This window comes from Lentzea sp. NPDC036949, assembly GCF_055608075.1.
On the sequence record NZ_JBVJRA010000015.1, the window covers coordinates 97,418 to 110,300 of the forward strand.

General features: G+C 73.0%; 12 protein-coding genes. 9 read left to right on the forward strand and 3 right to left on the reverse strand.

What is annotated here, in order from left to right; all coding sequences use genetic code 11:
• Window positions 1–6: 6 nt before the first annotated feature.
• The 4 genes from ACZ7CD_RS33360 to ACZ7CD_RS33375 all read left to right on the forward strand — a co-directional run bounded on the left by ACZ7CD_RS33360 (window position 7) and on the right by ACZ7CD_RS33375 (window position 3,224).
• Window positions 7–462, forward strand: a complete 456-nt coding sequence (locus tag ACZ7CD_RS33360) for a hypothetical protein (RefSeq protein WP_360388465.1) — start codon at window positions 7–9, stop codon at window positions 460–462.
• Window positions 459–1,376 (forward strand): Dyp-type peroxidase, encoded by a 918-nt coding sequence (locus ACZ7CD_RS33365; RefSeq protein WP_360388468.1) that lies wholly within the window; start codon window positions 459–461, stop codon window positions 1,374–1,376. The genes ACZ7CD_RS33360 and ACZ7CD_RS33365 overlap by 4 nt, the downstream gene beginning before the upstream one ends.
• 161 nt (window positions 1,377–1,537) lie before the next feature.
• Window positions 1,538–2,269: a substrate-binding periplasmic protein gene (locus ACZ7CD_RS33370; RefSeq protein ID WP_470380481.1), complete on the forward strand. Its 732-nt coding sequence runs from the start codon at window positions 1,538–1,540 to the stop codon at window positions 2,267–2,269.
• A 1-nt stretch (window position 2,270) separates the two neighbouring features.
• Window positions 2,271–3,224 carry a cation diffusion facilitator family transporter gene (locus ACZ7CD_RS33375; protein ID WP_360388474.1) on the forward strand — a complete coding sequence of 318 codons (954 nt, stop codon included), beginning with the start codon at window positions 2,271–2,273 and terminating at the stop codon, window positions 3,222–3,224.
• 55 nt (window positions 3,225–3,279) lie between these two features.
• Here ACZ7CD_RS33375 and ACZ7CD_RS33380 read toward each other — a convergent pair whose 3' ends face one another.
• Window positions 3,280–4,065 carry an alpha/beta fold hydrolase gene (locus tag ACZ7CD_RS33380; protein ID WP_470380482.1) on the reverse strand — a complete coding sequence of 262 codons (786 nt, stop codon included), beginning with the start codon at window positions 4,063–4,065 and terminating at the stop codon, window positions 3,280–3,282.
• A gap of 23 nt (window positions 4,066–4,088) precedes the next feature.
• On the opposite strand from ACZ7CD_RS33380, the gene ACZ7CD_RS33385 reads away from it, so the two are divergent.
• Window positions 4,089–4,721 (forward strand): DUF998 domain-containing protein, encoded by a 633-nt coding sequence (locus ACZ7CD_RS33385; RefSeq protein WP_470380509.1) that lies wholly within the window; start codon window positions 4,089–4,091, stop codon window positions 4,719–4,721.
• Window positions 4,722–4,729: 8 nt separating this feature from the next.
• Entirely contained in the window at window positions 4,730–5,287 is a 558-nt protein-coding gene (locus ACZ7CD_RS33390; protein ID WP_470380483.1) for a hypothetical protein, read from the forward strand.
• 161 nt (window positions 5,288–5,448) lie between these two features.
• Here the strand turns inward: ACZ7CD_RS33390 and ACZ7CD_RS33395 are convergent, their stop codons facing one another.
• Window positions 5,449–9,135, reverse strand: a complete 3,687-nt coding sequence (locus ACZ7CD_RS33395; protein WP_470380484.1) for a hypothetical protein — start codon at window positions 9,133–9,135, stop codon at window positions 5,449–5,451.
• Window positions 9,132–9,458: a hypothetical protein gene (locus tag ACZ7CD_RS33400; protein ID WP_360388485.1), complete on the reverse strand. Its 327-nt coding sequence runs from the start codon at window positions 9,456–9,458 to the stop codon at window positions 9,132–9,134. The genes ACZ7CD_RS33395 and ACZ7CD_RS33400 overlap by 4 nt, the downstream gene beginning before the upstream one ends.
• A 286-nt stretch (window positions 9,459–9,744) precedes the next feature.
• On the opposite strand from ACZ7CD_RS33400, the gene ACZ7CD_RS33405 reads away from it, so the two are divergent.
• Genes ACZ7CD_RS33405 through ACZ7CD_RS33415 form a run of 3 tightly spaced genes read left to right on the forward strand, consistent with a single transcriptional unit; the run spans window position 9,745 to window position 12,828 of the window.
• Window positions 9,745–10,875 carry an acyltransferase family protein gene (locus tag ACZ7CD_RS33405; RefSeq protein WP_470380485.1) on the forward strand — a complete coding sequence of 377 codons (1,131 nt, stop codon included), beginning with the start codon at window positions 9,745–9,747 and terminating at the stop codon, window positions 10,873–10,875.
• Window positions 10,876–10,909: 34 nt separating this feature from the next.
• Entirely contained in the window at window positions 10,910–12,202 is a 1,293-nt protein-coding gene (locus ACZ7CD_RS33410; RefSeq protein WP_470380486.1) for a sensor histidine kinase, read from the forward strand.
• On the forward strand, window positions 12,199–12,828 hold the full coding sequence (locus tag ACZ7CD_RS33415; RefSeq protein WP_360388493.1) for a response regulator transcription factor: 630 nt from the start codon (window positions 12,199–12,201) through the stop codon (window positions 12,826–12,828). Before ACZ7CD_RS33410 ends, ACZ7CD_RS33415 begins: the two co-directional genes overlap by 4 nt.
• Window positions 12,829–12,883 lie beyond the last annotated feature (55 nt).

Genomic DNA, 12,883 nt, shown 5'->3' on the forward strand with positions numbered 1-12,883 from the left:
ACTGTGATGGCCAAGAAGCTGGGCGAGTTGTTCGCCGAGGGGCGGGGTGCGCCCCTCGACGTGGCCGGGCAGCGCGTGACGATGACCTACGAGCTGCCCGACCCCGCCGACGGCCAGACCCTGCGGATCGCGTTCACCGGCGCCCGCCGGGACCGGCGGGAGGGTCTGGTGGTCAAGGCCAGGGGCGGGGTGCTGGAGGTCAACGGCCAGCGGCTCGCCGAGGTGGTGCTGTGGACCGACACCGCACCGCCGCTGGTCGAGCTGACCGTGCGCCGGTCAGGGCGCGGGGCGCTGCTGGTGCGGATGTGGAACACCTGGGTCGACGACACCGGCGTCGACCAGGCGTGGGTCGGCAACGCGGGGATCGTCGTGGAGGAGACCGGCGACGGGGCGGTGCTGCGGTGCAGCGACGGCTACGACGACCCCTCGTTCGACGACCTCGTGGTCGCGGTCGCCCGGTGATCGACCGCCGCGACCTGCTGGTCGGCGCCGGCCTCGGCACGCTGCTGGCGTGCCTGGGCCTGTCCGGCTGCGGCACACCGGGCACCGACCCGCCCGGCACCCACCCGGTGCTGCGCACCCCGCGTCCGGCCGGGGCGCTGGCCCTGCTGCGGGCACGGGGGACGGACGCCAGGGCGCGGTTGCTCGGCGTGCGCGGCGACGACGTGATGGTCGGCCTCGGCCCGACGCTCGCGGACGTGCCCGTGATGCCCGACTTCCCCGGCGAGACCCTGGACCGCGACCGGTCCCGCACCGACGCGTTCGTCCAGGTCGAGGGGGACGACCGGGACGACTGCGCGGACCGGCTGGCCGAGGTGCTCGCCGAGCTGCCCGGCCTCACGCCGGTGTGGACGGTGCCGGTCCACCGCGACGTCGCCCCGCCGCTGGACGGCAAACCCCTGCAGCGCAACCCGTTCGGCTTCGTCGAGGGGCAGACCAACGAGCAGTCGGTGCTGCTGCCCGACGGCGACACCCTCGCCGCGCTGCGCGTCATCCGGCTGGCCCACCCGCTGTGGGACGCCGACAGCGCCGAGGCGCAGGCCAGGATCATCGGCCGCCACCCGGACGGCACCTGGCTCGACGGCACCCCGCCCGGCCGCGTCCCCGACTACGCCGGCGACCCGGACGGTGTGGCGATCCCGCTGAACTCGCACGTGCGCGCCATGAACCCGCGCACCGGGGACACCCCGGCGCCGCGCATGCTGCGCCGGTCGTGGATCTACCAGGAGACCCCTGCCGAGACCGGTGTGGTGTTCATGGCGTTCCAGTCGTCCTTCGAGGACGGCTTCGCCCGCGCACAGTCCCGCCTGGCCTCGGACGCGCTGCACCCGTACCTGCTGACCACGGCGGGCGGGTACTACCGGGTGCCCGCCTGACCCCGGTCCTCGCGTTCTCCCCCGCGCGAGCGGTGCCGTTCCGGTGGCTGCGGTGAGAAGACACCGCTTTCGGGCGTTTCATCCCGGTTGCGCCTGTGAAAGGCGTTCCTGAGTGGATCATCCGATGGTTGAACGGGGTGGTCTTGGGCAACATCACCCGCATGGCATCGGTTGCACTGGCTCGACACGTGTGGCAACGAGCGGCCGCGGTGGTCCTGGTCCTGGTGTCGGTGGGCGGTTGCCAGTGGCCGCGCGACGCCGACGGCACCTTGAACCGGGTGCGGGAGGGCACGCTCCGGGTCGGGGTCGCGCACCGCCCGCCGTGGACGATCACGGACGGGAACCAGGCACCGGGCGGTGCCGAGACGGTCTTGGTGCAGCGCTTGGCCGACAGCCTGGGCGCGCGCGTGCAGTGGGTGTCCGGCGGTGAGGCCGAGCTCATGACCGCGCTGTCCGAACGCAGCCTCGACCTCGTCGTCGCGGGGCTGGACGCCGAGTCGCCCTGGGAGAAGGACGTCGCACTGACCACCGACTACCTCACCACGGACATGGTCGTCGCCGTGCCCGCGGGAGCAGCGGCTGACATCACCGGGCAACGGGTGCTGGTGCGGGAAGGCAGCGCCGAGGCCGCGCTGCTGTCCGACGAAGACGCGACCGCCGTCCCCGTCGCCGACGTCCCCGAACGCCCCGGCGGTGCCGCGGTCGTCCCGGACTGGCGGGTGGACGCGGCCGGCCTGACCGACTCCGGCATCCACCTGTCCAGTGCCGATCACGTCATGGCGGTGCCCGCCGGAGAGAACGCCTGGCAGAGCACGGTCGAGCGGTTCCTGCTGGACCTGAAGCCCGACGAGGTGCGCCGGCTGCTGCTCGACGCCCGCCGTGAGGGGGCGTGACATGGCCGCGATCCACGACAGCTTCGAGCTTCCGCCCGACAAGGCGGCGCTGCACCGCCGGGCCGTGCGCCTGGAGTGGTGGACGGTCGCGTTCTTCGTCGTGGCCATCACCGTGCTGGCCGTCGTGCTGGGCCAGTCGCAGGCCATGAAAGCGGCCTGGGTGGAGGACATCCTCGCTCTCGCGCCGCCCATCGCGTTCCTGGTCGCCGATCGCTACCGCAACCGGCCCGTCGACGAGGAACACCCCTATGGGCATCACCGCTCGGTGGCCATCGCGTTCCTGGCCTCCGCCTTGGCACTGCTGATCCTCGGCGGCTACATCCTCGTCGAGTCCGTGCTGCGGCTCGTGCAGGGCGAGCGCCCGCCGATCGGGTTGATCGAGGTCTTCGACCACGCGGTGTGGCTGGGGTGGCCGATGATCGCCGTCCTGCTGGCCACCATGGTCCCCGCGATCCTGCTCGGCCGCGCCAAGACGAAGCTGGCCGCACAACTGCACGACAAGGTCCTGCACGCCGACGCGGAGATGAACCGCGCGGACTGGCTCACCGCCGGCGCCGCCGTCCTCGGCATCCTCGGCATCGGCGCCGGCCTGTGGTGGGCCGACGCCGTCGCCGCGATCATCATCTCCGCCGACATCGTCCGCGACGGCCTGCGCACCACCCGCACCGCCGTCGCCGACCTGATGGACCGCCGGCCCCGCACCGTCACCGACGACCAACCGCACCCCCTGCCCGCTCAGCTCACCGCACTCGCCCTGGACCAGCCCTGGGTCACCGACGCCTGGATCCGGCTGCGGGAAGAAGGCCACGTGTTCGTCGGCGAGATGCTCGTCGTACCCCGGCCCGGCACCGACGACCTCGTCGAACGGCTCGACCGGCTCAGCCACCGGCTGCGCGACGCCGACTGGCGCATGCACGACATCGCCGTCATGCCCGTGCGCGAGATCCGCCGGTGACCCGGCATCCGCTCGCCGCGTGCAACGCCGATCTTGAACACGCGGCCGGGAACTGTCAGGACGACGAGAGGCAGCGCCGCACCGCATCGGCCACCGCACCGGGATCGTCCAACTGCACCATGTGCGACGCTTCTGGCACGATGCGATGAAGGCCATGAGCGGAAAGGGAGGCCATCGATCCGTGGGCGGTGAGGATGTGCAACGCCGACCTCGCACCGCCCAGCGTCCCTCCCGCCGTGAGCACCTGCCACGGCACGTCCGGCAACGGGTGCGTGCGCAACGCGTCCACCTCCGCAACCAAAGCGGGATAACCGGCGAGCTCTTCGACCACGGCGGCGGTGGCCGGTGGCCTGCCGAAGAGCCGGAGCAGCGGACCGGCGCAGCGTGCGGCCGGTCCTGCGGCACCCACCCGGAGCAGGGCCTGCGCGAACACGGCGGAGAGGTCGAACGGGCGGCCGACTCCGGGCGGGACGAGGCTGGGGTCCACGAGCACCGCGCCGCGCACGCGTTCGGGGCGCAACCGCGCGTACGCCTCCACGTGCAGACCGGCGAGCGAGTGCCCGACCAGCACGGCCGGGGCTCCGGCGACGTCGAGGACCGCGTCCAGCACCGCCACCTCGCGCCGGGCCGACGGTGGTTCGGGCGACGGGGTGCTCGCGCCGGTGCCGGGCCGGTCGAAGCGCAGCACCCGCGCGGACGGGGTGAGCAGGCGGGTCACGGCGTCCCAGTCGGCGACAGCGCCGGCCAGGCCCGAGGTGAGCACCACCGGCGGCGCGTCCGCCGGTCCGTCCACCAGCAGGTGCAGGGTCGATCCCACGACGTTGGCCACGGGACACAGCATGGCGCAAGGATGAGGCGAGCGTGATGCGGGAACTGTCGTCCCGCCGGCCGCACGGGTGGTTGGTCGCTGCCGCGGTCCTGTACTCGTGCTGGCTGCTGGAGCTGGTCCTGCCGACCGGGTTGTCCTCAGTGGACAGCTACGTGAGCGAGCTGCTCGCCGACGACCAGCCGTACCGGTGGCTGTTCCGCGTCACCGACTCGCTGGCCGCCTGCTGCCTGCTGCTCGCCGCCCGCGGGATGCGCGGACGACTGGTCGTCGCCGCTGTGCTCGTCTTCGCGGGCGCGACCCTCGCCGACACCGCGCTCGCCCTGGACTGCGCGCCGAGCGTGGACATGGTGTGCCGCGCCCGGGAGAGCAGCGGGTCGGTGTCGCTCGGACATCAGTTGCACCAGGTGACGAGCGTGCTGACGTTCCTCAGCGCACTGGTTGCCGCCGTGGGTTTCGCACGGAGCACACGGTGGTGGAGCGCCTGGGTGGTGGCGGTGCTGCTGGCCGTGACGGGGGTGCTGTCCGCGGTGCTGGTCAACCACCCCGGTGCCGGTCTGGTGCAGCGCGTGCAGCTGCTGACCGTCGCGACAGGACTGCTGCTCGGGGCACGGGCGTCGGCCCGGTGGGCTCGCACCGGGCCGGCTGCCCCGCCGCACGAGCCGCGGTGACACGGGTCATGCCATCACGGCGCCGCCAGGCCATGCTGGTCGTCTGCTTCGCGCTCGCGGTCTGCCTGCTCGCAGGCGCGTGGTGGCTGAGCACCCGGCACCGGCCGACGGGTTCGTCGTCGGGGACCTCGGTCTCGTGCATCACGGCGCAGGACGAGAAGGACGACCACTGCGGGCGGGTCGCGGCCGACATCGCCCGGCGCACGCCCCTCACCTCCGCGCAGCGCACCGCCGCTGAACAGGTCTACAACAACGTTCAGCGCGCCATGTCGGTCGACTCGCGCTGCAGTTCCGCGCCGAACGACAGGTGCGTCGTGCCCTCCAGGCGTCCACCGGTCACCGACGACGCGGATCGCCGCCGCACGGCCCTGGAACGGGCCGGGTTCGTGAACAGCGTGGTGCGCATCGCCCGCCCGGACGACCCCGCGCCTTCCGGGGCCCTGCTCTACGCGGTGCCCGTCGCGGAGAACGCCTGCCTCGTCGGGTACGTCACGAGCGTGCCGGGTGGAGGGGGCGGGAGCTTCCTGGGAGGGCTCCTGCCCCACGGCCGGTGCCTCGACGACTAGGGCCTGTGTCGAGGTCCCGTTCGATGAGAGTCGCGCCTGAGGTGGTTCCTGGCGGTGCGGGCGGACAGCCCGCATACCGGTGTTGCATGTGGGCTGTCCGCCCGTGCCCCCAGGGGCCGCCTCAGGCCCGGCTGTCGCGAACACGGACTTCGACACAGGCCCTAGTTCCGCGGTCCTGACCGCAGTGCGCTCAGGACGATCCGGCACAACCGGAGCTCACCCTCCGCGTAGTCCGCTCCGCCGAGCTGGGAGAACGTCGCGATGGCCTCCTCGACCTCGACGACGGCCCGGTCCAGCTCGGTGCGCGCGTCGGCGCGGATCGCGGCGAAGATCCGCTGGGCCCGGGCGTGGGTGGCCGTGTCACCGGAGCGGGCCGCGAGCTCACCGAGTGCGGTGACCGCCGTCTGGCTCGCAGCGAGTGCTTCGGTGGTGCGGCCCGCGGTCTGCTGGAGGGCTGCCGCCCTGGAGAGGTCGACGGCCCGCTGCCTGAGCAGGCTGTAGGTCAGGTCGGAGCCGGTGGGGCTGTGGGCCAGCAGCGCCTCGGCGTCCCGTGCGGCGCCCAGGTAGGTGTCGATGGCGTCGTCGAGCCGTCCGGCGTCGAGGAGCTGCCTCACGTGGGCTTCGCGCAGCTCCGCCGCCACGGACACGCTACCGGCCGGGGAGACGACGTGCGTCGGGATGTCGCGGTCGAGGGCCGCCTGCACCAGGGGGTGGTCCGACTGCGGTGCGGCGGTCGGTGGCGGTGGCGCGGGAGCTCTTCCGGCGCGGGCGATGCGCCACCACCTGTGGGCCTGGTGCGTCTGGTTGTGCCGCATCTGGTGGTCAGCGAGCTCCTTGGCGGCGTCGGCGTGGCCCGCCTCGGCCGCCTTGGCGAGCTGGACGGCGGCTTCCGCGTGCCGGCCCTGTTCCGCCAGGGTCAGGCCGAACCGGTAGTGGCCCTCCGGTTCGCCGCGTTCGGTGGCCGCGATGAACCAGCGCTCGGCCTCGGCCGGTGCGCCGTCGTCGCGGTACATGCTTCCCAGCACCGTCATGGCGATCGCCATGCCCGCGTCGGCGCCGGCGTGGAACCACCGGCGGGCCTCGTCCCGGCGCCCCTGTTGCAGGCACAGCGCGCCGAGGTTGAAGCACGCCGAGGTCATGCCCGCGGTGACGGCGGCGGTGAACCAGCGCTCGGCGTCCGCAGGCCGACCGTCGGCGCGGTACAGATGACCGAGGTTGAACATCGCCTCGGCGAGACCCGCGTCGGCGGCTCCGAGGTAGCAGTGTTCCGCTTCGGTCGTGCGACCGGCTTTCTCCAGCAGCACACCGCGGTTGAACAACTCGACGGTCTCCGGCTGCGGTGTCCGGGAGGCACCGGCCGCCGGTGTGGAATCGAGGATTCGCAGGTTGCGCAGGGCTGTGTCCAACATGGATCGATGGCTTTCGTTGTTCACCACCAGGCGTTCGTACAACGCGACCGCTTCACGCAACGAGTCCACCGCGCGGTCGCGGTCGACCTGCGCGTAGACGCTGCCGCGGCTCGACAGCGTTGCGGCGAGCAGGGCTGTGTGGCGCACGGGGTCGGCTTGGGCGAGTTTCCTGGCCGAGGCCACGGCTTCGTCGGCGGTGGCCGTGGCTTCCGCGTCCCGGCCGACGTCGCAGAGCCGACCCGCGTGGTTCATCAGCGACAGCGCCAGATCGGGCGCGTAGGCCTCTCGGTTCACCGCGACGAGGTCACGCCGGATGTCCACGGCCTCCGCGGAGGCTTCGAGTGCTTCAGCCGAACGTTCGAGCCGGAAGCAGGCGGTGCCGAGGTTCGTCAACGCCCGTGCGAGGCCGGGCAGGTGCGCTTTCGGGGCCGAGTCCACCAGGCTCCGGTACCTCTCCACGCTCTCGCCGAGCGCCCGCAGCGCCGCTTCGTCCTCGCCGACGGCCATGAGCCTCGTGCCGAGAGCGGTGAGCGCGAACGCGAACATCGGCGGGTCCGCGGCGGCGGTGCCCTCCAGAACCCGGTGCAGCGCAACGGACTCCTCCGCGGCGGCGACGGCGTTCCCGCGTTGGCCGACGTTCTGCAGCTGGTTGCCGTAGTTCGACAGGGCCAGTGCCAGGCCGGCGCGGGCCGAGTCCTCGGTCTTGGCGCGCAGCAGCTCGACCGCGCGACCGGTGTAGCCGACCGCGGTGTCGTGCCGGCCGAGGTCCGACAGGTGGGCGCCGACGCGCATCAGGCACAGCGCGACGTCGACCCCGTAGGTCCGCGGGTCGAGCTCTTCGAGCCGGCTCAGCGCCGCGAGCGCCTGGAGGCCGTACCGGACCGCCTCCTGCTTGCGACCGGCGTGCCCCAGGCGGGTCCCGAGCCGGGAGCACCAGGACGCGACGTCCTGGAGCCGGGCGGTGTCGGTCACCCGCTCGCGCACGAGCCGCTCGGTGACCGCGGCGGCGCCCTCGTCGAGGTCGACCTGGCGATCATCGGGCAGGTGGACCTCGACGGCGAGCAGCACGTCCGTGTCGACGTGCCTGGCCTCGGCCAACGCGATCAGCGCCGCGCTGTCGGCGTGGACGGCGACCTGGGGGCGTTCGCCCAGCAGCGCGCCGAGCTGCCGGCCCACGTGCGGCCACCGGCCGGCGGCCGAGGCGAGCACCGTGATCGTCCTGGCCACCGTCGACGGCACCGCCGCGTCCGGTTCGTCGACACCGAGCAGCACGCCGGGCACGTCACCGGCCCACGGGTCCGGGTCGTAGCCGGTGATGTCGTGCCCCGGCAGCATGAGTGCGACGAAGTCCTCGGCCAGGCGGTCCGGCTGGAGCGGTTGCAGCACCCGGGAGCGGTCGTGCGGCGGGTAGCAGAACCGGTGGTCGTCGAGGACCTGCTGGGCGGGTTCGAGCCGCAGGCGGGTGAGCCGGGCGAGGCCGTCGCGGTGGGACATGCTGTCGCTGAGCACGGAGGTGAACACGGCGCGGGCCATGTCGGCCGACGTCGTCCTGAACCCCGGACGCGGTTGCAGGCGTTCCCACCCCATGCGTTCCCGATCGAGGAGGTACGCGGCGATGCCCTCGACGCCGTCGGGCACCGGCCCGCCGGGGTGCCGCGCGCGCAGGGCCGTGACGAGGGCGGCCATGTGGATGGTCAGGACCTGCCCGAACTCGTCGCCGTCCAGGCCGCGCGCGACCTCGTCGACGGGCGCCGACACCCCGAGCACGGCCGCGAACCGGTCGCGGGCGGCGGCGAAGGCGCGTTCGCGGTCGTCAGTGCCGTCGGCGAAGTCCGGCAGCAGGAGGTCGCCGACGTCGGCACCGATCTCCCGCAGCTCACCGCGCAGAGCGGGCCACCACTGCACCGTCCGGCCGACGAGCAGCACCCGCACGGGTCTGCCCACCTGCCCCAGCTCCCGCAGGAGCGCGACGAGCTCCAGGTGCGGCCACCGGTCGGCGTAGTCCACGACCACCAGCAGACCGCCGGCCGTGCGCGGCTCGAACGTCGCGCCGGACCGAGCCGCCTCGGACGCGTGACGGGCCAGCGCCACCTCCCAGCCGGCGGAGGCGGACACCTCGGCGAACCGCGCGGCCAGCCGCGTCTTGCCTTGTCCGCCGGGGCCGTGCATGAGCAGGGCGGACATCGGCGCGACCGCGGTGTCCCTCCACCTCGCCAGCGCGGCGAGCTCGTCGTCGCGCCCGCTGAACGGCACGACCTGGCTGCGCGCGTCGAGCAGCCGGCTGGGCTGGTGGGCCAGCCGCGCGGGGTCCACCGCGGGGACGAACGAGAACGGCTCGAGCCGGTGCGCCGGCGGCGTTCCGGTCACGGTGACCGGCCCCTGCGGGTGGTTGATCTGGACGCTGCCGGGCCCGGTGACGAAGTGCTGGTCGCCGGTCATGGTTCCCGGCGCTCGGGCTGCTGCTGCGTGCCGTACTGGACGTTGACCGTGCCCTGCGGGGAGTTGATCTGCGTGCTCTGGGGGCCGGTGACGTAGTACTGGTTGCCGCCGCGCGGCTCCTCCGGGGCGGCCTCGGCGCGGGCGCGTCTTTCCAGCACCACCAGGACCGCGGTCAGCACGACCGCGACCGGCACGCCCACCCAGGCGAACCGGGCCCAGGTGTCGGGCAACGCCCCCGTCGCGATGTTGACCGCGCTGGGCAGCAACAACATCCCCACGACGATCCCACCGGCCAGCGGCCGGCGCCTCGCATCCCTCGCCATGATCGACCTCCCCTGGAAGACATCGGCGGACCGGGCTCCGGTGTGACATCTCCGACGTCGATGAAACCACTCGCGGGTCTTGAGCAGGGACCGGTGGCGACGCCGTCAGCACAGGTGTGCTCGGCGTTGGCCCGTGCGCTGCGGCTGTCCGATGAGGAGCGTCGAACCTGCCGTGCTGACGGCGTCCATCCTCCGATCGGAGGATGGACGGGGTCTACCGCGCCCGCCGTGATCCGCGTCCGCGTGGTCGATCCGGTGCGCGGGCGGGCGGCGGCAGGCTGTCCGCATGGCATTGTCCGACGTCGTCCGCACCTCTCGTCCGGCACGCATCCGCTACCTCGACAACCTCCGGATCTTCCTGACGTTCCTCGTGGTCGTGCACCACTGCGCGGCGCCCTACAGCACCATCGACGTCTGGCCGAACTGGCAACCGCCGGCGTCGGAGGCCGAAGCGGTGCCGTTGACGCTGCTGCTCGTGGTCAACCAGTCGTTCTTCATGGGGTTCTTCTTCCTGCTGTCCGGGTACTTCGCGCCCGGTGCGGCCGACCGCAGGGGGCCGCGCGCGTTCGCGGTCGAGCGGCTGAGGCGGCTCGGGATTCCGCTGCTCGCGTTCGTGGTGCTGTTGCGCCCGTTGTTCGACCTGCCGACCTACCTCGCCCTGCCGGCCGGCACCCGGCCGTCGTTCGTGGCCTACTACTTCACGGCCTGGGAGGTCGGGCCCGCCTGGTTCCTGGAGGTGCTGCTGATCTTCTCGCTCGGGTACGCGCTGTTCCTGCACCTGCGCGGGACCGCTGCGCCGGTGCGGTCACAACCGTTGCGGCGACGGGATCTGCTCGTCTTCACGCTCGTGCTCGCCGTGGCCACGTACGGCTGGCGCATCCTCGTCCCGCTCGGCACGGACGAGCCGGTGCTCGGGCTACCCAGCCCTTCCTACCTGCCGCAGTACGTGCTGCTCTTCTTCGCCGGTGTCGTGGCGTACCGGCGCCGGTGGCTGGAGTCGCTGCCGCAGCGGACGGGCTGGTTCGGCGTGGTCCTGGTGGTCACGTCGTTCGTGCCGCTGGCGCTGGGCGGGTACCGGGGGTTCGTGGCGGCCGGCGAACTGGCCGGGTACGACCTCCCGCACCTGGCACTGGCGCTGTGGGAGTCGGCGTTCGCGGTCGGCGTCGTCCTGGTGCTGCTGCGGGTGTTCGCCCGGTTCGCCGCCGGCTCGTCGCGGTTCAGCCGGTACCTCGCCGACAACGCCTTCGCCGTGTACCTCGTGCACGCGCCCGTCATCGTCGGTGTCGTGGCGGTCTTGCAGCCACTCGACGCGGCGCCCGTGCCGAAGTTCCTGCTGGCACTGGTGATCGCCGCGACCGCGAGCTGGGCGGTCTCGGGGGCGTTGCGCCGGGTGCGCGCTGTGCGTGCGGTTGTCTAGCAACGGCTCCCCTCGCCCCGGGAACGGTCGTGCGATGATTCCCGGGGTGGGGGTCGAGGCCGAGTTGCGCGAGGAGTTCGACCGCTGGGAGCACAGGGAGACCGCGGTCCTGCAGCTGCTCCCGTACCCGTTGCTGGTGGTCAGCGTCGTGTTCACGCTGCTGCAACCGCTCTGGGGCGCTCCCCTGCACCTGCCGGAGGTGCTGGTGCTTTCGGCCGTGCTCACCGCGTGGGTGGTGTGGTTCCACACCTCGCACCCGCAGTGGCACGGCGACAGCGCGCGGATGGCCTGGTACTACGCGGGGCTCGTGGCGTTGACCGCCTGCCTGGTGCTGGTCACGCCGTGGTTCGGCTTCTTCGCCTTCATCGGCTACGTGCACGCGTTCCAGTACCTCAAGGGCCGGTGGCGTTACGCCGGCGTGGTCGTCACGGCCGCGGTCTGCGCGATCTCCTACGTGGGCGGGGCGGACGGCATCAGTGCTGACGAGTGGTGGAAGTGGCCCGCCGTCAGCGCGGTCACGGCGGTGCTGGCCACGGCGGCCTTCTCCGCCGACGTGATGTCCGACCGGCGCAACCACCGGCAGAAGCGGGCGCTGGTGGAGCTGCACAGGGCGAACGCCGAGCTGGAGACCGCGCTGGCGGAGAACGCGGGCCTGCACGCCCAGCTGCTGGCGCAGGCGCGCGAAGCCGGTGTGCTCGACGAACGGCAGCGGATGGCGCGGGAGATCCACGACACCCTCGCCCAGGGCCTCGCGGGCATCCTCACCCAGCTGCAGGCAGCCGAGCAGGCCGCCGACGAACCGGTGGTGTCGCGCCGGCACGTGGCGAACGCGGTGGAACTGGCCCGCGAGAGCCTCACCGAGGCCCGGCGGACGGTGCACGCGGTGGAGCCGGCCGCGCTGGAGCGGACGCGCCTCCCGGACGCCATCGGCGACGTGGCCCGGCGCTGGTCGCGGGTGAACCAGGTGGAGGCGGTGCTGACCACGACCGGTGAGGCCCGGCCGATGCACACCGACGTCGAGGTGGCGCTGCTGCGGACCGCCCAGGAGGCCCTGGCGAACGTCGCGAAGCACGCGCGGGCCGGCCGGGTGGCCCTGACCCTGTCGTACATGGAGGACCTGGTGACGCTCGACGTGCTGGACGACGGGGTGGGATTCGCACCGGACGCCCAGCGCACGGGCGGTTCCGCGGACGGCGGTTTCGGGCTCGCCGGCATGCGGCAGCGCGTGCAGCTGCTCGCGGGGCGGCTGGACGTCGAGTCCGAACCGGGCGGGGGCACCGCGATCACCGTGGCGGTGCCGGCGATCCCCGCGGGAGGTGTGCGGTGATCTCGCTGCTGATCGTCGACGACCACCCCGTGGTGCGCGACGGGCTGCGCGGCATGTTCGGTTCCGACCCGCGCTTCGAGGTGGTCGGCGAGGCCGGTGACGGTGCGGAGGCGATCGCGGCCGGGGAACGCCTGCGGCCCGACGTGATCCTCATGGACCTGCGGATGCCCGGGACGGACGGGGTCGCCGCCATCCGGGAGCTGGCCAAGCGCGGGGTGCCGTCCCGGGTGCTGGTGCTGACCACGTACGACACGGACAGCCACGTGCTGGCCGCGATCGAGGCCGGCGCCACCGGCTACCTGCTCAAGGAGGCGCCGAGGGAGGAGCTCGTCCGCGCGGTGGAAGCCGCCGCACGCGGGCAGGCGGTGCTCTCCCCCGCCGTGGCGACCCGGCTCGTGGGGCAGGTGCGCAGACCGGCTCCGGCACCGTTGTCGCAGCGCGAGCTGGAGGTGCTGGAGCTGATCGCGCGCGGCTCGACGAACCGCGAGGCAGCGAAGCGGCTCTTCATCAGCGAGACGACCGTGAAGACGCACCTGCTGCACGTGTACGCGAAGCTGGGCGTCAACGACCGGGCGGCCGCCGTGGCCGTCGCGTTCTCCCGCGGCTACCTGACGCCGCAGGACTGACGGCCGCTCACCTCCGCCCGCCGCGTGGTACGTGGTCGAGGAGGACCTCCGGGGC

Coding starts and splice junctions, on each gene's coding strand:
- ACZ7CD_RS33375 (WP_360388474.1), top strand. CDS start 2,271: ATGGCCGCGATCCACGACAGCTTCGAGCTTCCGCCCGACAAGGCGGCG.
- ACZ7CD_RS33360 (WP_360388465.1), top strand. CDS start 7: ATGGCCAAGAAGCTGGGCGAGTTGTTCGCCGAGGGGCGGGGTGCGCCC.
- ACZ7CD_RS33370 (WP_470380481.1), top strand. CDS start 1,538: ATGGCATCGGTTGCACTGGCTCGACACGTGTGGCAACGAGCGGCCGCG.
- ACZ7CD_RS33405 (WP_470380485.1), top strand. CDS start 9,745: ATGGCATTGTCCGACGTCGTCCGCACCTCTCGTCCGGCACGCATCCGC.
- ACZ7CD_RS33400 (WP_360388485.1), bottom strand. CDS start 9,458: ATGGCGAGGGATGCGAGGCGCCGGCCGCTGGCCGGTGGGATCGTCGTG.
- ACZ7CD_RS33380 (WP_470380482.1), bottom strand. CDS start 4,065: ATGCTGTGTCCCGTGGCCAACGTCGTGGGATCGACCCTGCACCTGCTG.
- ACZ7CD_RS33410 (WP_470380486.1), top strand. CDS start 10,910: ATGATTCCCGGGGTGGGGGTCGAGGCCGAGTTGCGCGAGGAGTTCGAC.
- ACZ7CD_RS33395 (WP_470380484.1), bottom strand. CDS start 9,135: ATGACCGGCGACCAGCACTTCGTCACCGGGCCCGGCAGCGTCCAGATC.
- ACZ7CD_RS33390 (WP_470380483.1), top strand. CDS start 4,730: ATGCCATCACGGCGCCGCCAGGCCATGCTGGTCGTCTGCTTCGCGCTC.
- ACZ7CD_RS33385 (WP_470380509.1), top strand. CDS start 4,089: ATGCGGGAACTGTCGTCCCGCCGGCCGCACGGGTGGTTGGTCGCTGCC.